Here is a 19,880-nt window from a genome sequence, read left to right on the forward strand (position 1 = left end):
GCCTACCTCTTTAAATTATTTGCGATCGACGACATATCATCACTGGCCTGAATGGCCTTCGAATTGGCCTCATAAGCCCGCTGCGTCAGAATCATATTCACCAGTTCTTCGGCCGCATTCACACTGGAGGTTTCCAGATAGCGCTGCATGATCTGTCCCATGCCATCCTCGCCCGGCGTCAGTCCGGTCTCTGCAGTGCCGCTGGCATCGGTCTCCATATATAGATTATGCCCCATACTGCGCAGTCCTTCCGGATTGGCAAAGCGGGCCAGCGAAATCTGCTCCCCGGAAACCATGGAACCGTTCACGAGCATGGTAACCGAACCGTCCGGAGCAATGGTAATCTCAGTGGTTCCGCTGGGAATGGACGGAAAATTCGCAACGCGATAGCCCTCCACCGTAACCACATCTCCGGTAGAGGTCGCCCGGAAGGAACCGTCACGGGTATAGGCGGAGGTGCCGTCCGGCATAACAACCTCGAAAAACCCCTGCCCTTCGATCGCCAGGTCCAGATCGCCACCGGTTTCCCGCAGCGCACCTTGCGTAAACTGCTTGGAGATTTCCGCCACTTTCGTACCATGCCCCAGCTGGATGCCTGCCGGAATCTCACTGTCGCCGTTGGTCGCACCCGGCGAAGTCAGCGTGGTATACAGCATATCCTGAAAGGCCACTTTCCCCGGCTTATAGGCCGTGGTGTTAATATTCGCCAGATTATTGGCGATGTTATCGAGCGACATCTCCGACGCTCTCATCCCCGTAACCGATGACCACATTGCTCTTTCCATATCGTACTCCCCGGCCCGTTACACGAGCTTGCTCATCATTTTCTCTTCCGCATCATCCACAGTCTGCAGCATTTTCTGACATGCTTCGTAATTACGCATGGTCGTCATCATGCCCACCATTTCTTCAAAAACAGTCGTATTGCTCTGCTCCAGATATCCATTCAGCACTTTGCATTCAATATCGGCACGTTCTGCACCGTTATTCATAAACAGAGTGGTTCCGGCCTGATCCAGTGCAGAAGGATCCGCAACCGCCTCAATCTTCAGCGTCCCGATAACCTTACCGCCCGCGCGCAGATTAAACCCGTCATCGATTTCGAGTTGTGCGGCATCCACTCCATGGGGAATCCGGAAATCACCGGCTGTAGTCTGAACAGCCATCCCGAGTGAATTCACAATGGCTCCATCCGATGAAATACGGAAATGCCCATTCCTTGTCAGATAATCCCGGCTTCCATCCGAAACCACAAAAAAACCATCCCCCTCAATCGCAAAATCCAGCGACCGGCCGGTCGATCGTAAAGCACCCTGATTGTGATTTATGGAAATAGAACCTGCCGGGTCCTCCACAGAACCGACCTCTGCATCAAGCACATCGGCGAATGCCGGATGGCTTGCCTCCAGACGCTTATAGCCCGGCATCGTACTGTTGGCCAGGTTCTCAGTGTGGATTTCCATATCCTGTACACTGCCCATGGCCATCTGTACCGCTGCATTGTAGAATCCTGAGTTCATGCCCTTCATTAAGCAGGGCCGATGCCACAGGATTCATTCCGCGCCCGATAGTCTCTGTGAATCAGAAATAAAAAAGCGGCCCCGCATATCAATGCAGGACCGCCGCCCATTCACACTCCGAAAAGAACACTACCAGGAAGACAGCAGCTCCTTCTCGCCCGCCAATTCAGAAATACGGATACCAAACGTCTCATCAACCACCACAATGTCACCGCGACCGACCAGCTGCCCATTGACAATCAGATCCGCGGATTCACCAACCAGCCGATCCAGCTGAAGTACCGAACCCACACCGAGTCGGAGAAATTCTCTGACCGGCAGACTCGTACGTCCAATCTCGACATGTACATCCACCGGAATATCCATAATCATATTAAGATTCATTTCCTCCGAAACTTCGCTCACACCCTCTGCCGGTTCACTCAACGGAGCCGGTGAGACCGGATGCACCTCAACCTGATCTGCTTCCGCTTTTTCACTATTCATCTCTTTACTCATGATATGGTCTCCTGAATCTTTACCGTTCCCTGGCGTCGGTTCCGAATCTGCAAAGCCAGGCAGTCCCCCTTTTTCCCCAGGCCGGCATCAAAAATCACATTGTTTCCCAGCAGCACTTCCACCGGATCGTGAATCGACCGGTCCAGACATAGAACATCGCCGACCCGAAGTGTAGCCAGCTGACTGGCCCGCAGATGACTGCGCCCCAGCTCCGCACGTAATTCAAAAGGAACGCGCTTCAGGGAAGACAGAATACTTTCGTCGCTCTGTTCAACATGATCCTCATCACCACCGCTCATACGTGCACTCATGCCTTCAAGCATTTCCTGAAGCGGTTCAAGCGGATAACAAAGCGTAAGCTGCCCCTTTACTCCTCCAACCTGCAGACGGAAAGTCAGACTCACAACCGGACTGTCATCCGGCATCACCTGCACAAACCGGGGATCGCTTTCTACACTCTTCAACCCGAAATCAATCGGAGTAGACAGCGTCCAGGCTTCCCCCAGCAACGGCAGAAGTCCTTCGAGCCAGTTCCCGGCGATATCCTCTTCAATAGAGGTCAGTTTCCCCGCGTCCTCACCTTCCGGCTCATGATCACCGAGAATATGCGACACCAGCAAATGCACCAATCGCAGGTCAATTTCCATCAGCACAGGCTGCTCAAAACGACTCGAGAGCTGGACCATAAAACAGGGATTTCCCACCGACCCCATAAAATTGCTGTATGATATGGTTTCCACCGATAACAACCCGAGTTCGAATGGCAGACTGATACCCTCCGCCCCGTCTTCTGAAAGCCCCTTGGCAAAAAATTCATGTACCATTTTCAGGGCACGCAGCTGAGCCGAACTCAGGCGGCCGGGCTGGCGGAAATTATACGATGTCACCTGCACATGAGCAACCGGCTCTCCGGAATCAACCTCATCAAATTCCGGAACGCTTACGTCGCGCAAAGCGGCCATTTCGTCAGGCGAAAGATTTTGTTCCTGTTTACTCATGCGTCTACTGAATCAGAAAATCGGAAAAATAAACATCAACCACAGCACCGGCCATCCGGTCGCGTACCAGATCATTGACACGGTTTTTAATTTCACGCTTCAGAATGCTCCGTCCATTGCGCCCCTCCAGCTCATCGATGGTCATATGCGAAGCCGCTTCCGATATCAAATCGCGAATAATGGCCCGGTGCGCCTCCAGCGGCGTGATGAGCTTTTCTTCGCTGAGCTCAAGTACTACCGTAAGTTTAAGCACACGGGTGGCCTTGGTTTCCGCAATATTCACATACAGGTCTTCAAATGAAACAATGAGCGGCGTTTCCGGATCTTTCCGAGGAACGTCAACAACCGGGCGTGATCGCTGCCCCAGTATGAGTCCGGTACCGATTCCCCCGGCAATCAGGAGAATTCCTAAAATGACCATGAAAACCGTTCCCCGGCCTTTCTTTCCGTCCGCCCCGTTTTCTTCTCCGCTTTTTCTGTCAGCATTATCCTCTGCCATATACTGCTCCCAGCCTTCCTGTTCAAAATGTATACTGCCCGTATTACGGGGTTTCCTGTTTGATTGAAATCAATACATGATCCTTAACATGCTCGATGCCATGCAGGTCCAGCAGACACGTGTCGGATAATCCGACTGCATGTACATATTCCGGCAGCAACCCGGCCGTTTCAGTAAGAAAACGAGCCACAACGGCGGCACGTAACAGAGCCTGTCGCTGATTGAAAACGGGATCCTCTCCCTCATCGCACACCGCGATAACCTCCATCTCATATTCACGTAAACTGAGGAAAACCTCTCCGAGCATTTCGAGCAGTTTCACCGACTCCCGATTCAACTTGTCACTTCTCATGAACTCCACCGGAATCTGTAAAATCACCGTCAGTGAGTTATGAGTATGCACCACGGAAATCATTGAAATATTCGATAAGCCTTTTTTCCAGAGCATACCGCGGATGTATCCATCAACCTCAGCCGTCTGATTCGGCGCACTCTTACGGATCCGGAATGAACTTGCACTGCCATCACGACTGCCGAACAACGCATTCCTGGCAAAAGGCAGTAGTCCAAGACCTCCGGTGGTACCGAACGCATCACGCACCTCTCCGAGCCCTTCAGTTCCCGGTCCCATCTGCGTACTGCCCAGACTCATCAGCATCACAAAAAAACCAAGCAGGATACACCATAACGACGCAAACTGAACAAAATAGGAAGGAGCCAGTTCCTCCTTCGGTTTTCTAATTTTCCGGCCCATCAGTCAGCTCCTTTTCGGTCTGCGTCTGCTCGTACCATGTTCCGCGAAGAATTTTTCCGGGCATCGTGTTCAACTTTGATTCGCCGGCCCCGATAAACTGAATTTCAACGGTACCATCCACCGCCTCACCGACGGGCATGCGGCGCACCACCTGAACCGCAGCACTCATTTTTTTACGATTCCCGCCCTGCTGGATCAACAGTTCCTCGACAGCCAGCGCCTGCTCAATACCAAGCCCCCATGAAGTCGTATACCCCGGAATCCGTACCGGCACATTGTCAGGCAGTATGACAGAAACCCGGATCTCGCTTTCCACCGTATGCATCAGATCAGCCGCCACCTGCCATGCTTCGTGATCAGGATCCAGCAGTTCCGCAGTGCCCGGTTCAAACGCGGAAGTGCGGGTAACCACCAAAACGACGCCGCTCTTGAGCAGGTGCAGATAATAGTCCGGAGAATTTGTTTTAATGATCTTCCGGGCCGGTTGATCCTTCAGCGCTTTCTGACTGTATTCAAGAGAAGTTGCCGATGCATTTTTGGATACCACACTCCGGTCGCCCTCCGTTTCATCCGGGCTATCCACGCGGCCGACTGTCGTTGCCAGAGGAAGCGGGACCGCACGTAAACCGCCTTTAAGCGCCCCCATCATATTCTGCAGCGAATGCTCTTCAAAATCGGCAAAAGAAACCAGCATCACAAAAAATGCTACCAGCAGCGACATCGCATCGCTAAACGTCACAACCCATAAAGGGCATCCTTCCTGATTTGGTTCTCTGCGCGGGAGCATAATACTCTTTTCGGAATCAGTCTTTGATCGTCTTCTGCCGGATATTCGGCGGAATGAAAGCGCGAAGTTTTTCCGCCACGATGCGCGGACTATGCCCTTCCTGAATAGCCACAATACCTTCGATCACCATGGTTTTAAGAGCAACCTCTTCCATTGTACGCTGCTCAAGCTTACCCGCCGTCGGTAATGCAATCAGATTGGCCACCATAGCGCCATACATCGTCGTCAGCAAAGCCACCGCCATACCGCTCCCCAATGATTTTGGATCGGACATGTTCTGCAGCATCGCCACCAATCCCACCAGCGTACCGATCATCCCGAAAGCCGGCGCATAATTACCCAGCGCTTTAAAAATCCCCTGTCCCACAATATGGCGTTCCTGCATCGCCGCCAGATCATCCTCAAGGACGGAACGCAGTACCTCCATGGTGTTGCCATCCACCGCCATCTGGAATCCCTTTTTCATAAAGGGATCCGTAAGCTGTTCAATTTCACTTTCCAGCGCCAGCAAACCGTCACGGCGGGCACGCACCGCATAATCAGTGAGCTGCTCGTAAAGAGTCAGATAATCCTGCTCCTTAACAAACAGAGCTTTACGTGCCACTTTGACCACCGCCATTACCTGCGGCAGCGGATAATGGATCAGTGTGGCAGCAATCGCACCGCCCACAGTAATGAGGATCGATGGCGCATTGAAGAAACCGCTTCCGCCGCCCATCGCAATGGCAATAAAAACCAGCAGCCATCCAAGGACTGCACCAACTATGCTTCCAATATCCATGGATTACTCCTTCTGCTCCTCAACAGCCGATACAAAACGGGCGGCATTACAGGCCGCCCGGTATTGAATAACCCGGGCCATAATATCGTCGATGGATTCACGCACATAATAGCGGTGCCCGTTCAGCAGCATGATCTGGGTATCCGGATTCTGCTCCACTTTCTCGATCTGCTCCGCATTCAGCGAATATTCAACCCCGTGCAGGTCGGTTACTTTGATCATGCCTGTTTCTCCTACTCCTGTTTAACAACGCTCTGTTTAACGCTTCAGACTCAAAAGCTCCTGCAGCATGGAATCGGAAGTGCTCACGGTACGGGAATTGGCCTGAAATCCGCGTTCAGCCACAATCATTTCCGTAAACTCCTTCGCCAGATCCACGTTCGAGTTTTCAAGATAGCCCTGTGAAATCGTATAGTCAGTGGACGTAAAATCGGGCGCTCCGGAAGCCTCCGTTTCCACATACTGATTACTTCCGACCTGCGACAGACCGGTCTCCCCCGGGAAGGTCGCAATATCAATGGTATATGCATTTTCCACCAGAGAACCGGTGGAATCGATATATGAAATCTGACCGCTGCTCGAAACCATCATATCCTGAATGTCGCCCGGCAGCGCAATCATCGAACCGGCTGCACCGCCGGCTGCTCCGGCCGTGCCATATAAAAACATGCCGTCCGGCCCGCGCAGATTCAGCACATCCGCACCTGAATCATAGCTGAATTCAAAATCACCGGCCCGGGAATACGTCGTCTGCAGTCCTGCCGCATCCTTCAGAACAAAAAAACCGTCGCCCGAAATACCCAGGTTGGTCGGAACCCCGGTAGACTGCAGCAGACCGCCGCTGAAATCCTGCGTAATTTTACCGACATTCACACCCATCCCGACCTGTTTACCAGCCGTATCCGCCGTCGGGGACCCCAAGGTATTATAGAACGCATCCTCAAAGGTGATATCGCTCTGCTTGAACGCAATGGTGTTCACATTGGCGATATCGTTACCAATCACATCCATACTGGTCTGATGCGCGCGCAAACCTGAAACTCCGCTCCACATACTGTTAATCATGTTTGTCTCCTTTTTACGACGCGTCGGTCGTGGTTTCCGCAGAACCGGATTCGGTTTCATCCGTCTGCAAACTGATTACATCTCCACTGGAATAAGTGGTTCCATCCACAACGAACTGGGTTTCTCCACCCATCCACTGCACCTTTTCCAGCACACCTTCAACATAGGATCCATCATTCAGCTCCATAACCACCGGGCGCCCCGAATTCATCAGCGACATCGCAGCCGTTGAACTCTGCTGAAAACCTTCAAAGCGGGTATTCAGATTCTCCATCTGCTCAAGTGCACTGAACTGCGCCAGCTGAGCCGTCATTTCAGAATTATCCATCGGCTCCATCGGATCCTGATTCTGCATCTGCGTCACCAGCATCTGCAGAAATTCATTTTTACCCAGCTCACCGCCGGCCACCTCCGACAATGCCGTGGTCGTTGCACTGTTTATTTCGTATAGACCTTCTATTTCCATGGTATACCTCGTTAAGCAATCAAAGAAACCGCACCGCTTTTATGCACCACCCGAAGCACATGCCGTTCTTCCTCTTCTTCATTTAAAGCAGGTGCGGTGCCACGGCCATCCCGGCATTCCGACTCCGGACCGGAATAAAAATTTCGGGATTCACGCTTCCCCTGATCCATCAGAACATCGAAGTCACCCAGCTCAACCGAATGCTCCTGCATCAACCGCCGGACAGCATGCTCCTGCCCGGCAATGAGCTCCCGGACGCCATTGCTCTGCGTAATAATCTCCACCGAAAGTTTCGAATTTTCCTCCCGGCACAACACCGTCACACGTCCCATGGTCGCCGGCTGCACGGTAATTCGCATCACCTTTTCATTGCGCTGTGTCATAGAAAGCAGCCGCTGATCAAACTGATCCGCCAGCTGTTCAAAACGAATCGTCTTTTCATTCACCGTACCGGTTTGCAGTAAAGCATGTTCCTCCGGAACAGATGCTCGGGAAACCGATTCAGCAGGCACGACCGAAGAACCATCCAAAGCGGCCAGCGATGCAGTCTGCTCCGCGGCTTTAACCGACCCGATCCCTTCTTCCGGCAGCGGCACCGTTATCTGCCGATAAACCGGAATCTCATGAAGCGGCACAGCAATCTCCGCCGGTAAAACATCTTCATCCCCGGAAACACAATCCGCCTCCTGATCAGGCCCCGCCATTGTTTTCCCGGAAATTCCTTTACTCGCTTCCGCAGATTGTGCCGAAGCCTGTAAAATCATTTCCTCAGCCGAGGGAATATCTTCCCCTTCACCGAAAACCGAGGATTCCACCGCAGTCGGTTCGTTCAGAAAATGCACAAATTCCGCAGCGGGAGCACTCCCCGCTTTTTCCCCTGTTTTTTTCAGATTCCGGGAGGTCTCGGGCGCGGCCTTAATCAGTACTTCCACATCCATCATTATGCATCATCCTTACCTTCATCCAGCCGCCGCATCGCATCCGACCACTGAGCCACATGTTCACTGCCATCCACCGAAATCGATACCGCTTCATCCATAATCGCCGCCATGGAACGGCTATCCATCTGACTCAGAATCAGCGCTACCCGCTCCGCATCCATATGCTTGAGCGATTGCGCGGCTGCGGCAGGATCCATTTTGGAATAGACTCCGGAGAGCTTTTTAAAGTTCTTCACTTCAATTTTTTCCACCTTGATTAGCTGATTTTCCAGATCACCCATCAGCCTGTCGGTTTCCTTACGAAGCTTGAGGTAGGTTGCATACAGTTCCTGAAGATTTTTTTCGCGTTTATCGAGCCGCAGCCGGGCCGCATCCAGCTCTTCATGCGCCGCCTGTAACGATTCCACCAGCTCATCAACCAAACCCATCCGGGAACTGATCAGCGGACGGTCCGACACAACCGTATTCGGCTCAGAAAACGATGCCGCCTCCCGAACCGCCTGCACCGGGTACTGCCCGGACTGAATGATAAAAACCAGGACCCCGGACAAAACAGCGCTCACGATACTCAACAACAAACACCAGATCTTCATCTTCCCATCTCCTGACGGCTCCAGCGGATCACGGCCAACTCATCCATCTGCTTTTGTTCTTCAACCTGCAAAGCCTCCGCCCATTCGGTTCGCTCCCGCTCACAGAGGTTTTCGAGAATGCGACGGGCACTCACTTCCTTGCGAAGCGCAACACGACACTCCTCCACGGCTTCGGCCTGTGATCTGCAGGTTTGTTTTAACGCATCGATCTCCTGCTGAATAAAATCGATACCGCTTCGCCCGATTAAATAAGCCTGCGCTCGTACGACACCGGTCATCTTCTCCAGAGCCCGGGTCTGCTGAGCACGCATTTCCGACATCACATTGAGCGAGCGTTCCGTTTCCGCAAGTGCCGAAGCAGCCATTCGCAACGCATGCTCTGCCGCCTGCTCTTTGGCACGGCGGGCATCCAGCAGATACTGAAAACTGAAGGAAAACTTTTTCATGTCAGTACTGCCTTCAGTCGGGTCTGCATGGCCTCAAATCCCTCGCGCTCTTCGGGCTTCTGCTGCAGAAAGTCATTAATTCCATCGATGCGGGACAGCGATTCATCAATCTTCGGATTACTCCCCGCCACATAAGCCCCTACATTCACCAGATCCTGTGCTTTCTGATATGTGGCCAGCAATGAACGAAGTTTGGAAGAAAGTTCTTTATGCTCGGGCGTTGCAATATCATTCATTAATCGGCTCAGACTCACCGGAATATCAATGGCGGGATAATGCCCCATAGAAGCAATCTTCCGGGAAAGCACAATATGGCCATCGAGAATTCCGCGCACACTGTCTCCAATGGGATCATTCATATCATCGGATTCAACCAACACCGTATAAAATGCAGTAATCGTACCCACGTCCGATGCCCCGGCCCGCTCAAGCAGTTGCGGCAGCAGACTGAATACACTCGGTGGATAGCCCCGTGTAGTAGGCGGCTCACCAACCGCCAGCCCGATTTCACGCTGTGCCATGGCGTAGCGCGTTACGGAATCCATCATCAGCATTACATCTTCGCCTTGATCCCGGAAATACTCGGCAATTGTCATCGCTGTTGAAGCCCCTTTCAGACGACTGACCGGCGATTGATCCGACGTAACCGCGACAACTACAGTACGCTGCAATCCCTCTTCCCCCAGATTGCGGGAAATAAACTCTTTCACCTCGCGACCGCGTTCACCAATGAGGGCAATGACATTGACCCCGGACCGCGCATTACGCGCCAGACTCCCCATCAGAACACTTTTCCCCACACCGCTCCCCGCAAAAATACCTACGCGCTGTCCTTTGGCCAGCGTTAACAGTCCATCAATGGCACGCACGCCGGTTTCAAAAACCGATGAAAGCGACTGGCGCGACATCGCCGGCGGGGCATCGCGTTCGATATCAACCTGCAGTAATCCTTCCAATTCAGGACCATTGTCAATCGGTCGCCCCATAAAATCAACGACCCGCCCGAGCAGTTCCCTGCCAACCCCTACTTTCATCCGTCCGCCCGGAATCACCCGGGCTCCGGGATGGACGCGTCCGAGGCGCTCCACGGGCATCGAGACCACGTAGCGATCATGGAACCCGACCACTTCACATGGAATACGGCGCTGCCCCTCCCCGTAAAGCGGCTCAATCCAGACCAGATCGCCGATCGACGCATGCGGGCCAACCGATTTTACGGTAAGACCGGCCACTTCGATTACGCGTCCTTCAGAACGGGCCAGAGTCGTTGTTTCCAGCCCATCAAGGAGATCATCGAAGTCCAGTAAACTACTACTGATGTTTTCTGCCGCTACGTTCATGCAGGGTTTCCTTTAAAAGCTTAAGACGCTCATTCAAGCGGGCATCAAAAATGCCGTTACGGCTTTCTATGATCACATCACCGGCAGCCAGATTCGGATCTTCCGCAAACTGGACTGTACTGCCCACACCGAGATGATCACCTTTGCTGATCTGTTCACCGAATAAATTCCAGTCGCTGGAACTGAGACGCACCAATGCCCCCTGAAGATCCGACACCGGCTCGAGCGTTTTCACGATGAGGTTATGCAGCATCTCCCGATCGGGCAGTTCATGCCGGATAATGATCTCTGCCATACGCATGGAGAGATCAACCACCTGGGCACCTATTTCTTTACGTAACGTTCCGATACATTGGTCAAAATTGGAGATGCACTGGGTCAGAGCCTGATCAAAACGCACGCGCTCGGCAGACAGCCGGATTTCAAGCTCGCGTTCCAGCTTCTGTTCAAATTCGGCCTCGAGCTCCGCCCGGAGTTCGCGCTCAAGAGCTTCGGTATCCACCTGCTCGGCCGAATCAACGGGTTCCTCTTCCGGCATAGAAGGAATAAAAGCCCGCACACCGGAATTCATAAAAATGGTATTAGACATATTCCTCCTCCGAAGTGCCTATTTTGATTTCTCCCTGTTCCGCCAGAGACCGGGCCACCTGCACGATCCGTTTCTGTTGGGCCAGCACTTCCGAGAACGGCATTTTCCCGGCATATTCCATCTCTTCCTTCAGACTGTCCGCCGCCCGATGCGACATATTATTCAGGAAACGATCGCGCACCTCTTCTGAAGTTTTGCGCAATGCCGTGGCCAATACACCCGTCTCCAGCTCCTGCATGATCCGGCGTACTGCGGCATCATCCAGCCGGGCGATGTCTTCAAACACAAACATCCGGTCACGAACCAGATCGGCCAGTTCAGGATCCTGTCTGCCGAGTTCCTCAAGCATCGCATCCGCCACCTCCTTCGAAGAACGCTGCAGTATGGAAACCAGTGCATCAATGCGTTCCGCATCATCCTGTTTGCGCTTTACAGAAGAAGGCAAACGGGCCACCAGATGCTGTTCAATCCGGTCGATAACCCGCTCCGGCGGAAGCTCTGCGGTCGCAATATGAATGACGACTTTGTTCCGGACTTCCTCTTCGAGATGAGAGAGAATTTCTGAGGCCAGTTGCGATGGAAGAAAACGCAGCACCACCGCAATCACACTCGAAGATTCCGCCTCCAGTATCCGCGCAATTTCCTCCGGTTTACGGGAGGCCAGCGCGCCAAAACGGTTTCCGGCCATTTGGCCGAGCTCAAGCATGGAAGCCGCCTGCTGTTCACCAACCACCTTACTGAGCAGACCGACCGCGAGGTTATCATTCCCGTGTACCGCATCCCCGTAGGCCTTAAGCTCCTGAACACTTTCAGCCAGCGCCTTCTTATATAAATTTCCCGGAACGATTCCCAGATTCCGGATACTTTCAGCCGCCCGGCTCATGATATGCGGATCCAGTTCCCGCATCACTTCCGCCGCCACATCCGGTTCCAGGCTGGCAAGCACAACCGCCACCCGTTTTTCCGGAGTCATCTCCTGAGCAACCAATGCATGTTCCGACATATCCACTCCACTCATTATCGGTTCCATTCCGCCGCGTTCGTAATCCACGCCGCAACGGTTTTGGGATTGTTTCTGGCCAGTCGGTCAACCGTTTCAATATAATTTTCTATATCCACCGGCTCCTCCTGCAGAATGTGCTCCCGCTCTTCCTGACGCGCTTCATTAATCGGGGTCTCCAGCGTAGGCGTACTCGCCAGCAGAACACGTTTCACTTTACGGCTTGCTCCGAAAACGATACACAGCGCCACAAAACCGCCCAGTCCCCGGAACAGCGCATCATAACTCACGGGCAGCCGCTCCCACCATTCAGGCTCAGCCGGCGGAGGAGGATCAACAAACGGCATTTCCGTAACATGGATCGTATCTGAGCGATCGGGATTCACACCCAGCGCATTCGAAACCAGTTCAGAAATGGCGGTAATTTCCGCTTCAGTTCGGGGCGAATCCCCTTCCTGTGCGAGACAGACCGCCACCGAAAGTTTTTCAATCCGAATGCCTTTCTGCCGAACCATGCTTACATTCGAGGGCACCACATATTCCGTATAAATCTCTTCGCTCTTATCCTTGTTGCCGCCGGTATCAAGTTTCATGTCGGTCGGATTCCCGATCGATACATTGGCCGTCACACCGGCCCGTCCGCCGGCACGGCTGCTCCCGACGGATTTATCTTCCGAAACAATTCGTTCCGACGTTGCCACCCGGTTTTCTGCATCGAACATTTCACTGCGCTGCTCGGTATCACTGAAGTCCAGCGAAACATTCACCCGCACAATGGAATTTCCCGAACCCAGCGCACGATCCAGAATAGCCTGCGCTTTTTCCACCAGACGCTGCTCTGTACGCTCCTGTACATCAAGCTGCTCATTGCCATGCTCCATCACATTGTCCGCACTGTGCGAACGCGTCAGCAGATGACCGGCCTGATCCGTTACAGTAACCTGCATTGGATCCAGATTCTGAACCGAACTGGCCAGCAGATGAACAATACTCTGAACCTGGGCATCGCCAATCGTGGCAGAACCATTAAGCGTAAGCAGGACCGACGCCCGTGAACGACGCTCCTCTTCAGAGGAAAAAAGCTGTTCCTTGGGAAGCACCAGCATTACCCGCGCGGCACGAATGCCCTCCATGGCACTGATGGTGCGCTCAAGCTCTCCCTGCAGCGCCCGCTGATAATTCACCTTCTGCGCAAAATCTGTAAGTCCGAATTTGGGTTGCTCAAACAGTTCGAACCCGGTCGAGGAATCCCCGGAAGTCCTTCCGCCGCCAGCATCAGGCGTGCGGTGTAGAGCCGGGAGGCCGGCACCGAAATCGTCATCCCGGACTGACCGAGTTTCACCGGAATTTTTGCCTCCTCCAGTTTTTCGCGCATTTGCGCTGAATCCGTCAGCGTAAGGTTGCTGTAAAGCACCCGATAGTCCGGCCGGCTTCCCCAGTAGAGTAAGCCCCCGAGAACTGTCAGGGCCACAACCAGCGACATGATCACACTCATACGCTGAGACACACCGAACTGTCGCCAGATTTCTCCGATCTGTCTTGATAACATGCTTAAAGGCTCTCGCATCGTTCTCTAAACTCCCTACGCCTGCATCTTCATCAGTTCCTGGTATGCATCCATCAGTCGGTTGCGCACACCCAGCATTAAATCGAAAGCCACTCCGGCCTCCTGCACCTTTACCGCCACCTGATGAACATCCGTCACTTTTCCGGAAACCACATCGCTCACGGAGGCATCAGCCGCCTTTTGCATACCGTCCACTTTATTCACCAGGTCGGTCAGTAAATCGCCGAATCCCTGCCCGCCGGCCGGCGAAACAGGATGCTCTGCAGCACCGGACACCCGCCCCGGCTGCGACACTCCATTCAAAGATAATGCTGTAATATCCACCGTGCCGCCTCTACTTTCCGCTCAGAATCCCCAACGCTTTTGATGCCATGGTCCGGGAGGTCTTCATGGCGGAAAGGTTGGCTTCAAAGGCACGCGATGCACTCATCATATCCACCATTTCCGCCACCGGATTCACATTGGGCATTTCGAGCATACCGTTTTCATCGGCATCCGGATGTCCCGGACGATACACCTGCCGCCCCGGTGTTGGATCCGCAACAACATCAACAATGTCGACGCCGCCCAGCTCCCCATCGCCCAGCGCCGTATCAAGCCGCTGACTGAAAACAACATCCTTCCGTTGAAAAACCTTTCCATCCGGCCCGCGGGTGGTCTGGGCATTTGCCACATTGTTGGCAATAATCTCCATCCGCCGGCTTTCGGCATCGAGCCCCGAGGCGGAAATACTGACTCCCGGCATCAATGTAATTTCAGACATAATGATCCTCGCTATTTGGTTCCTGAAACGGCCTTGCGGAGCAGGTTGAATTTCTGCCCTGTCATTTCCGCAGCAAAATCATACAACAGTGCATTCTGGGCAATTTCGCCCATTTCCTTTTGAAGAGAAACGCTGTTTCCCCGACTGTCCACAGGTGCATCCGTATCGGAAATCACCTCAGGCTGTACTTTTCGGATATCATCAACACTACCGTCCAGTGCCTCGGCCAAAGCCGCACTGAATTTGACATCCTTGCGTATGTATCCCGGAGTATTGGCATTCGCCAGATTGTTGGAAAGGACCTTTTGACGGAGCGCCGTTGCGTCCATCAGTTTGCCTAGAATTTCGACTGTTTCATTCATACCCCCGCTAAAGCAGTCTCAATGCCACAGGATCAGCGGGAAAATCCATCCGTCAATCTAACGCAATAATTGCATCGCCCAGATGCTCTGATCCCGGCAGATAGGGTGTTTCACGATATTTACTGACCAGCTGAAGTTTCCGGAGAATTTCGGCCATCGCCTCTGAAGCTTCCATGCAGGCCGCAATCATTTCTTTCGTTTCGCTGTCATTTTCCCGCTGCTCCATCATCTGCAGATAGGCATTAATCACCGTGGCCGGCTGACCGATATGGTGACAGGCTGCTCCCAGACTTTCGATCATGACCCGCTGGCGCTCGGCATCAAGCAGCTCTTCACGCTGACGCTCAATGGTCCGTCTCAGCTCTACTTTTTCAACGGCATTGAGAATGGCACGCCGCAGCTCTTCAGGAGAAATGGACCCTTTAACCAGATAATCCATCGCACCGTTTTTCATGGCTTCAACCGCAAGCTGTTCGGATCCCTGTCCGGTCAGCATAATCACAGCGAGGCCCGGATCGTGATCCAGCATCTCTTTCAGACAGCTCAGCCCCGAACCGCCGGGCATGTTATGATCAAGCAGCACACATCCCGGCGATTGCGACCGGATCATCTCCAACGCTTCACGCCCGTTCGACGCCTCAAGCGTTTCCACCCGGAGATTCTCGCGCAGATACATACGCCGTATGTTGCGCTTTTGCGCACTTCTGAAAACGGGGTCATCATCAACAATCAGAATGCGAAAAATGTCTTTCATGAATCTTTCCCTTTATACAGTAAACCCCTGCCGTTCTTCATACACACGGATCCTGTCGCCGATTATTTTCTGCTGAAGAAAATTACTCAAACGCCGCTGCAGCAGCCCATTGACAGACTGCCCTTTACTCACAATCAGGGTATTGCTGGTACTTCGCACATCTTCCGCCAATACCATACCGATATGCAGATCATGAACAGGAATGCACTTGACCGTTTTCTCCACATGAGGCGGTTCAACCGCTTCGAGCAGTTTAAGAATCGTGTCATGAAACGGAACGGCACTTTGCCGCATGGTGTGCAAGGCCTGATAGGGCCGCGCACCCTGCAGCATCAATTTATCGAATTCAATCACCGCCCGCAGCAGCTGTCCGCCCAGAACTGCCGCGTCTTCTTCATAGTCTCCGCAGTATCCGGAATCCATCACCTCAATCATTTTCCCCACATCCTCAAGACGGGGAATCTTATCGATCATTCGATAGATATCCTTTGCATGTTCTTCAAGCATAGCCGACTCCGCTTCAGTCAGTTCCTGGCCGGCAAAGGATTTTTCCATAATTTCGACAGGAATGGTCACATAGCCCATCTGTGAAAACAGGGCCGCAACCTCAAACTTCCAGATGTCATGCCTGCCCAGCGCCTGTACACACTGCGACATATAATATTTAATCCGTTCAGCACGACTGAACGCAACCGGATTGGTCAGCGCAAGAATATCAACCAACACCTCAACACTGCCTTTAAGCGTATTTTCCAGCAGCTCCTTTTCGGCATGAACCAGCTCAAACTGCAGTAAAGCCGCCTCCAGATGCATTGTCATGGTTTCCATGGGGCAGGGCTTATTCATAAAGCGGAAAATATTCCCCTTGTTAACGGCATCTATGGCGGTCTGCTGATCGGCATTTCCGGTAAGCATCATTCGTATAGTGAAAGGGGAAAGCTGTTCCACCCGATTGAGAAAACGGATGCCGTCCATACCCGGCATGCGCATATCGGATACCACTACCGCATAGGGTCCCCCCTCCTCAAAACACCGGAGTCCTTCATCAGGTCCGAGAGCGGTATCAATGTTAAACCGACGACGCAGCTGGCGTCGGATACCATCCAGAACATTCTGCTCATCATCTACGAAAAGAATCCGGTTTTTCAAAATATAAACCCTTTCGTGCAGTTTCCCCTCCACTTTCGCAGAAGTTCAAAACCCGTTATTTTTCATCCTCATCAGCGATGCATATCCGCCGGAATTCATCAATCCTTTCGGAAACCCCAGGGATTCAAGATACCCCATATCCAGTTGAATATCCCCCTCGAAATCCGGATTTTGGCTTGAATGAAAACAATTGGCCACATGCAGTGCTGCCAGCGATCCGAAATTCCCCGAACGCACGGCATCCGCTGGATGAATATGATGAGCCACAGCTTCAACCACATGATTCGACAATCCCCATAATCCGATCAGATACGCCCCGATTTCAGCATACGTCGTTCCCAGCGTATCGCGCTCTGCATCAAAAAACGGACGGGTTAACTGACTGCGGTTGCGATAAAGCTGCAGCCAGGTCTCGTTTCCGCTGTTAATCAGCACCAATTTTCCCAGTTCATGCACCATACCGGCCAGCATGGCTTCATCAACTAATTCCCGGGCATATCCAAGTTCCCGGACCAGACGGGCGGCACTGGTGCCGACGCGGAGCGAATGTGCGTAGATATCCCGAATACCGAATTCTTCCACTTTTTGAGGATCAAATTCACCGAATATCTGTGCGATCATGACGATATGGCTGATGGTTTCCGCCCCGAGTAGTCCTACTGCCTGAGAAATACTGTCGATTTTACGTGTCAGACCGAAAAAGGCGGAATTCACCAGTTGAAGAACCTTCGCCATAATCGATACATCCTTTGAAATAACTGCGCTTATCTGGTCAACGCTGCTGTCCGGGGATTGTAAAATTTCCGTCAGCTCCCGATAAAGCTCCGGCAAAGTGGGCAGAGACGCTCCATCCCGGATGATACTCCTGATCTGCTCGGGATTGAGCAGTTGCTGCAAATGCAGCGCACGCGCAATGGCCTCCTTGAGATAATCCGCATCGCAGGGTTTCGCCAGAAACTGATGCGCCACACTCACTGAGTGCATAATCATCTCTGAATCGCCATGACCGGAAAGGATAAAACGGATCATATTCGGATAGCGCTGCTTCACTTCATCCAGCAGATTCACCCCCGTCATCGTCGGCATGCATAAATCAGTCACGATAATCTGAAAATGATCACTCTCCAGTTTTTCCAACGCTTCCTGTCCCGATCCCGCAAACTCCATATCCCATTGATCGCGATGACAGCGCAACAGTCGCTTAAGCGCCTGCAGAATATTGGGTTCATCATCAACGAACAGTATTTTCTGTTTAGTCCTTACGTCTTCCATAATTTTATTTTCATTCACAGGCCGACCCCAGCGGGAGCCGTATAATAAATGTTGTGCCAACCCCCTCCTGCGTTTCGAAAAAGAATTTTCCGCCATGCTTGTTGACAATCACTTCACGGGCGATAGCTAAACCCTGACCGGATCCCCGCCCCACTTCCTTGGTTGTAAAAAACGGATCGAATATACGACTCTGTATTTTTTCAGGAATACCGCCGCCGTTATCCTCTACACGCACCTCGGCATAACCGTCTCTCAACCGGGTTGAAATCCGTATCGTTCCTTTCTCTCCGGATCCTTCAACGATATCACTAATGGCATCACAGGCATTGACGATCAGATTCAGAATTACCTGATTAAATTCACTGACTAAACAGGGAACCTGCGGCAGTGCATCGTCAAAATCGGTTTCCACCGAAGCAACATATTTCCATTTATTGCGCGCCACCGTCAACGTCGTCTCAATGGCTTCCTGTAAACAGGCCGGCGTTTTTTCCGAGGAACCGGGATGCGCAAATTCCTTCATGGCAAGTACGATGGAAGCCACCCGGCTGACCCCTTCCAGCGACTGGGATATCGCAAGCGGTAACTCTTCCCGAAGATAATCTAAATCGGCATCTACCTGCGCCTGTTCAACAGCATCTGTCAGAGCGGCATCTATTCCATTTTTCTTTGCGGCCTCCAGCAGTTTATACTGCACCTGCTGAAGCTCGAACAACTGCTCCAGAGAATCCCGGATAAAATGGATGTTATCGCCGATAAACTGAACCGGCGTGTTGATTTCATGAGCAATACCTGATGCCAGCTGACCGACCGCCTCCAGTTTCTGCGCATGCAGTAATTCCATCTCCAGATTCTTGCGTTCAGCATCTGCATTAATCCGTTCAGTCTGATCCTGAATAACCAGCATCAGCCCCTTAGGAATCCCCTCTTCATCCAGTATCGCCGAACACTTGATGATCACAGGCAATTCTGTGGCGTCACTCTTCATCCGGGCCTCAATTTTAGACGGAGCATGATCGAGTGCCGCTTTATATAATTCCGATTGAAGCTGGACCGGATTGGAAAAATAGTTTGCCAGCATCCGATCCGCTTCAGTCTTCGGAGAATAGCAGGTAAGGAATTTAAACAGGGAATTAGTATATGTGATCTGGCCCTGTGCATCGGTAAAAACCACTGCATCGGAAGCATTATCCAGCGCCAGAGAAAACTGCTTGAGTTCGGAAAGGGAAACCTGCAGTTCTGCATGCATTGACTTCAACATGCGATCATCACGGCTTAACCGCACATAGGTCGCGGTTTTCGTCAGAAGAATTCTCTTTTCAACCGGTTTCGTAATAAAATCAAGTGCGCCGAGCTGCAGCCCTTTAATTTGCTCATCAACCTCGGTCAGACTGCTGATAAATACAACCGGGATATCACTCGTTTCTTCATTTTTCTTGAGTGCTTTACACACCTCATAACCGGACATATCCGGCAGTATTACATCGAGCAGAATCAGGTGGGGACGTTTTTTTGCTGCCAGTCCGCAGGCCTCTTTCCCCAGACCGGAAATATACAGTTCATATCCGGCCCGACTCAGCAGGGTTCCGAGGTGGTGCTGCATAACCGGATTATCATCCACAATCAGAATGCACCCCTGGTCATTTTTCTGTGGTTGACTGTTATTCTCCACAAACACCGCCTTCCTGTAACAGGACCTTTCCCCGCGCTTTATTCCACCTGAATTCCTGTTTAAT

Annotated in this window: 25 protein-coding genes; all 25 read right to left on the bottom strand. The window is 52.3% G+C overall.

Going from position 1 to position 19,880, the window contains the following annotated elements; all coding sequences use genetic code 11:
• Positions 1-2: 2 nt before the first annotated feature.
• Positions 3-785, bottom strand: coding sequence for a flagellar basal-body rod protein FlgG (flgG, locus tag EGM51_08140; protein QBG47360.1), 783 nt, complete (start codon positions 783-785; stop codon positions 3-5).
• An 18-nt stretch (positions 786-803) separates the two neighbouring features.
• Positions 804-1,529: a flagellar hook basal-body protein gene (locus EGM51_08145; GenBank protein ID QBG47361.1), complete on the bottom strand. Its 726-nt coding sequence runs from the start codon at positions 1,527-1,529 to the stop codon at positions 804-806.
• A gap of 120 nt (positions 1,530-1,649) precedes the next feature.
• Complete coding sequence (gene fliN / locus EGM51_08150) at positions 1,650-2,018, bottom strand: flagellar motor switch protein FliN (GenBank protein QBG47362.1); 369 nt, start codon at positions 2,016-2,018, stop codon at positions 1,650-1,652.
• Entirely contained in the window at positions 2,015-3,016 is a 1,002-nt protein-coding gene (locus EGM51_08155) for a hypothetical protein (protein ID QBG47363.1), read from the bottom strand. The genes fliN and EGM51_08155 overlap by 4 nt, the downstream gene beginning before the upstream one ends.
• Positions 3,017-3,020: 4 nt before the next feature.
• Positions 3,021-3,515: a flagellar basal body-associated FliL family protein gene (locus tag EGM51_08160; GenBank protein ID QBG47364.1), complete on the bottom strand. Its 495-nt coding sequence runs from the start codon at positions 3,513-3,515 to the stop codon at positions 3,021-3,023.
• A gap of 43 nt (positions 3,516-3,558) precedes the next feature.
• A complete protein-coding gene (locus tag EGM51_08165; GenBank protein ID QBG47365.1) occupies positions 3,559-4,269 on the bottom strand; it encodes a hypothetical protein in 711 nt (236 codons plus the stop codon).
• The gene (locus EGM51_08170; GenBank protein ID QBG47366.1) at positions 4,253-5,056 is read right to left on the bottom strand and encodes a hypothetical protein; all 804 of its coding nucleotides are present in this window, start codon (positions 5,054-5,056) and stop codon (positions 4,253-4,255) included. Before EGM51_08170 ends, EGM51_08165 begins: the two co-directional genes overlap by 17 nt.
• Positions 5,057-5,072: 16 nt before the next feature.
• Positions 5,073-5,837 carry a motility protein A gene (locus tag EGM51_08175; GenBank protein ID QBG47367.1) on the bottom strand — a complete coding sequence of 255 codons (765 nt, stop codon included), beginning with the start codon at positions 5,835-5,837 and terminating at the stop codon, positions 5,073-5,075.
• Positions 5,838-5,840: 3 nt separating this feature from the next.
• Entirely contained in the window at positions 5,841-6,059 is a 219-nt protein-coding gene (locus EGM51_08180) for a flagellar protein FlbD (GenBank protein ID QBG47368.1), read from the bottom strand.
• Positions 6,060-6,095: 36 nt separating this feature from the next.
• Complete coding sequence (locus EGM51_08185) at positions 6,096-6,962, bottom strand: flagellar hook-basal body complex protein (protein QBG47369.1); 867 nt, start codon at positions 6,960-6,962, stop codon at positions 6,096-6,098.
• On the bottom strand, positions 6,916-7,368 hold the full coding sequence (locus EGM51_08190; protein ID QBG47370.1) for a flagellar hook capping protein: 453 nt from the start codon (positions 7,366-7,368) through the stop codon (positions 6,916-6,918). The genes EGM51_08185 and EGM51_08190 overlap by 47 nt, the downstream gene beginning before the upstream one ends.
• Before the next feature lie 11 nt (positions 7,369-7,379).
• Complete coding sequence (locus EGM51_08195) at positions 7,380-8,309, bottom strand: flagellar hook-length control protein FliK (protein QBG47371.1); 930 nt, start codon at positions 8,307-8,309, stop codon at positions 7,380-7,382.
• Positions 8,309-8,902 carry a hypothetical protein gene (locus EGM51_08200; protein ID QBG47372.1) on the bottom strand — a complete coding sequence of 198 codons (594 nt, stop codon included), beginning with the start codon at positions 8,900-8,902 and terminating at the stop codon, positions 8,309-8,311. Before EGM51_08200 ends, EGM51_08195 begins: the two co-directional genes overlap by 1 nt.
• Complete coding sequence (gene fliJ, locus EGM51_08205; protein QBG47373.1) at positions 8,899-9,348, bottom strand: flagellar export protein FliJ; 450 nt, start codon at positions 9,346-9,348, stop codon at positions 8,899-8,901. Before fliJ ends, EGM51_08200 begins: the two co-directional genes overlap by 4 nt.
• Positions 9,345-10,688 (bottom strand): FliI/YscN family ATPase, encoded by a 1,344-nt coding sequence (locus EGM51_08210; protein QBG47374.1) that lies wholly within the window; start codon positions 10,686-10,688, stop codon positions 9,345-9,347. Before EGM51_08210 ends, fliJ begins: the two co-directional genes overlap by 4 nt.
• On the bottom strand, positions 10,660-11,277 hold the full coding sequence (locus tag EGM51_08215) for a hypothetical protein (protein QBG47375.1): 618 nt from the start codon (positions 11,275-11,277) through the stop codon (positions 10,660-10,662). The genes EGM51_08210 and EGM51_08215 overlap by 29 nt, the downstream gene beginning before the upstream one ends.
• Complete coding sequence (locus EGM51_08220) at positions 11,270-12,307, bottom strand: hypothetical protein (protein QBG47376.1); 1,038 nt, start codon at positions 12,305-12,307, stop codon at positions 11,270-11,272. The genes EGM51_08215 and EGM51_08220 overlap by 8 nt, the downstream gene beginning before the upstream one ends.
• A complete protein-coding gene (gene fliF / locus EGM51_08225) occupies positions 12,295-13,890 on the bottom strand; it encodes a flagellar M-ring protein FliF (GenBank protein ID QBG47377.1) in 1,596 nt (531 codons plus the stop codon). Before fliF ends, EGM51_08220 begins: the two co-directional genes overlap by 13 nt.
• A complete protein-coding gene (gene fliE / locus EGM51_08230; GenBank protein QBG47378.1) occupies positions 13,860-14,168 on the bottom strand; it encodes a flagellar hook-basal body complex protein FliE in 309 nt (102 codons plus the stop codon). The genes fliF and fliE overlap by 31 nt, the downstream gene beginning before the upstream one ends.
• Positions 14,169-14,178: 10 nt before the next feature.
• Positions 14,179-14,598, bottom strand: coding sequence for a flagellar basal body rod protein FlgC (gene flgC / locus EGM51_08235; GenBank protein QBG49276.1), 420 nt, complete (start codon positions 14,596-14,598; stop codon positions 14,179-14,181).
• Between the two features lie 20 nt (positions 14,599-14,618).
• Entirely contained in the window at positions 14,619-14,969 is a 351-nt protein-coding gene (locus tag EGM51_08240; GenBank protein QBG47379.1) for a flagellar biosynthesis protein FlgB, read from the bottom strand.
• Between the two features lie 52 nt (positions 14,970-15,021).
• The gene (locus EGM51_08245) at positions 15,022-15,723 is read right to left on the bottom strand and encodes a response regulator (protein ID QBG47380.1); all 702 of its coding nucleotides are present in this window, start codon (positions 15,721-15,723) and stop codon (positions 15,022-15,024) included.
• 12 nt (positions 15,724-15,735) lie between these two features.
• On the bottom strand, positions 15,736-16,905 hold the full coding sequence (locus EGM51_08250; GenBank protein ID QBG47381.1) for a response regulator: 1,170 nt from the start codon (positions 16,903-16,905) through the stop codon (positions 15,736-15,738).
• A 12-nt stretch (positions 16,906-16,917) separates the two neighbouring features.
• Positions 16,918-18,240: an HDOD domain-containing protein gene (locus EGM51_08255; protein QBG47382.1), complete on the bottom strand. Its 1,323-nt coding sequence runs from the start codon at positions 18,238-18,240 to the stop codon at positions 16,918-16,920.
• Complete coding sequence (locus EGM51_08260; GenBank protein ID QBG47383.1) at positions 18,155-19,816, bottom strand: hybrid sensor histidine kinase/response regulator; 1,662 nt, start codon at positions 19,814-19,816, stop codon at positions 18,155-18,157. The genes EGM51_08255 and EGM51_08260 overlap by 86 nt, the downstream gene beginning before the upstream one ends.
• Positions 19,817-19,880 lie beyond the last annotated feature (64 nt).

It is taken from the genome of Verrucomicrobia bacterium S94, from assembly GCA_004299845.1.
GTDB lineage: Bacteria > Verrucomicrobiota > Kiritimatiellia > Kiritimatiellales > Pontiellaceae > Pontiella.

Coding starts and splice junctions, on each gene's coding strand:
- flgG (QBG47360.1), bottom strand. CDS start 785: ATGGAAAGAGCAATGTGGTCATCGGTTACGGGGATGAGAGCGTCGGAG.
- EGM51_08145 (QBG47361.1), bottom strand. CDS start 1,529: ATGAAGGGCATGAACTCAGGATTCTACAATGCAGCGGTACAGATGGCC.
- fliN (QBG47362.1), bottom strand. CDS start 2,018: ATGAGTAAAGAGATGAATAGTGAAAAAGCGGAAGCAGATCAGGTTGAG.
- EGM51_08155 (QBG47363.1), bottom strand. CDS start 3,016: ATGAGTAAACAGGAACAAAATCTTTCGCCTGACGAAATGGCCGCTTTG.
- EGM51_08160 (QBG47364.1), bottom strand. CDS start 3,515: ATGGCAGAGGATAATGCTGACAGAAAAAGCGGAGAAGAAAACGGGGCG.
- EGM51_08165 (QBG47365.1), bottom strand. CDS start 4,269: ATGGGCCGGAAAATTAGAAAACCGAAGGAGGAACTGGCTCCTTCCTAT.
- EGM51_08170 (QBG47366.1), bottom strand. CDS start 5,056: ATGCTCCCGCGCAGAGAACCAAATCAGGAAGGATGCCCTTTATGGGTT.
- EGM51_08175 (QBG47367.1), bottom strand. CDS start 5,837: ATGGATATTGGAAGCATAGTTGGTGCAGTCCTTGGATGGCTGCTGGTT.
- EGM51_08180 (QBG47368.1), bottom strand. CDS start 6,059: ATGATCAAAGTAACCGACCTGCACGGGGTTGAATATTCGCTGAATGCG.
- EGM51_08185 (QBG47369.1), bottom strand. CDS start 6,962: ATGAAACCGAATCCGGTTCTGCGGAAACCACGACCGACGCGTCGTAAA.
- EGM51_08190 (QBG47370.1), bottom strand. CDS start 7,368: ATGGAAATAGAAGGTCTATACGAAATAAACAGTGCAACGACCACGGCA.
- EGM51_08195 (QBG47371.1), bottom strand. CDS start 8,309: ATGATGGATGTGGAAGTACTGATTAAGGCCGCGCCCGAGACCTCCCGG.
- EGM51_08200 (QBG47372.1), bottom strand. CDS start 8,902: ATGAAGATCTGGTGTTTGTTGTTGAGTATCGTGAGCGCTGTTTTGTCC.
- fliJ (QBG47373.1), bottom strand. CDS start 9,348: ATGAAAAAGTTTTCCTTCAGTTTTCAGTATCTGCTGGATGCCCGCCGT.
- EGM51_08210 (QBG47374.1), bottom strand. CDS start 10,688: ATGAACGTAGCGGCAGAAAACATCAGTAGTAGTTTACTGGACTTCGAT.
- EGM51_08215 (QBG47375.1), bottom strand. CDS start 11,277: ATGTCTAATACCATTTTTATGAATTCCGGTGTGCGGGCTTTTATTCCT.
- EGM51_08220 (QBG47376.1), bottom strand. CDS start 12,307: ATGGAACCGATAATGAGTGGAGTGGATATGTCGGAACATGCATTGGTT.
- EGM51_08240 (QBG47379.1), bottom strand. CDS start 14,969: ATGAATGAAACAGTCGAAATTCTAGGCAAACTGATGGACGCAACGGCG.
- EGM51_08245 (QBG47380.1), bottom strand. CDS start 15,723: ATGAAAGACATTTTTCGCATTCTGATTGTTGATGATGACCCCGTTTTC.
- EGM51_08255 (QBG47382.1), bottom strand. CDS start 18,240: ATGGCGGAAAATTCTTTTTCGAAACGCAGGAGGGGGTTGGCACAACAT.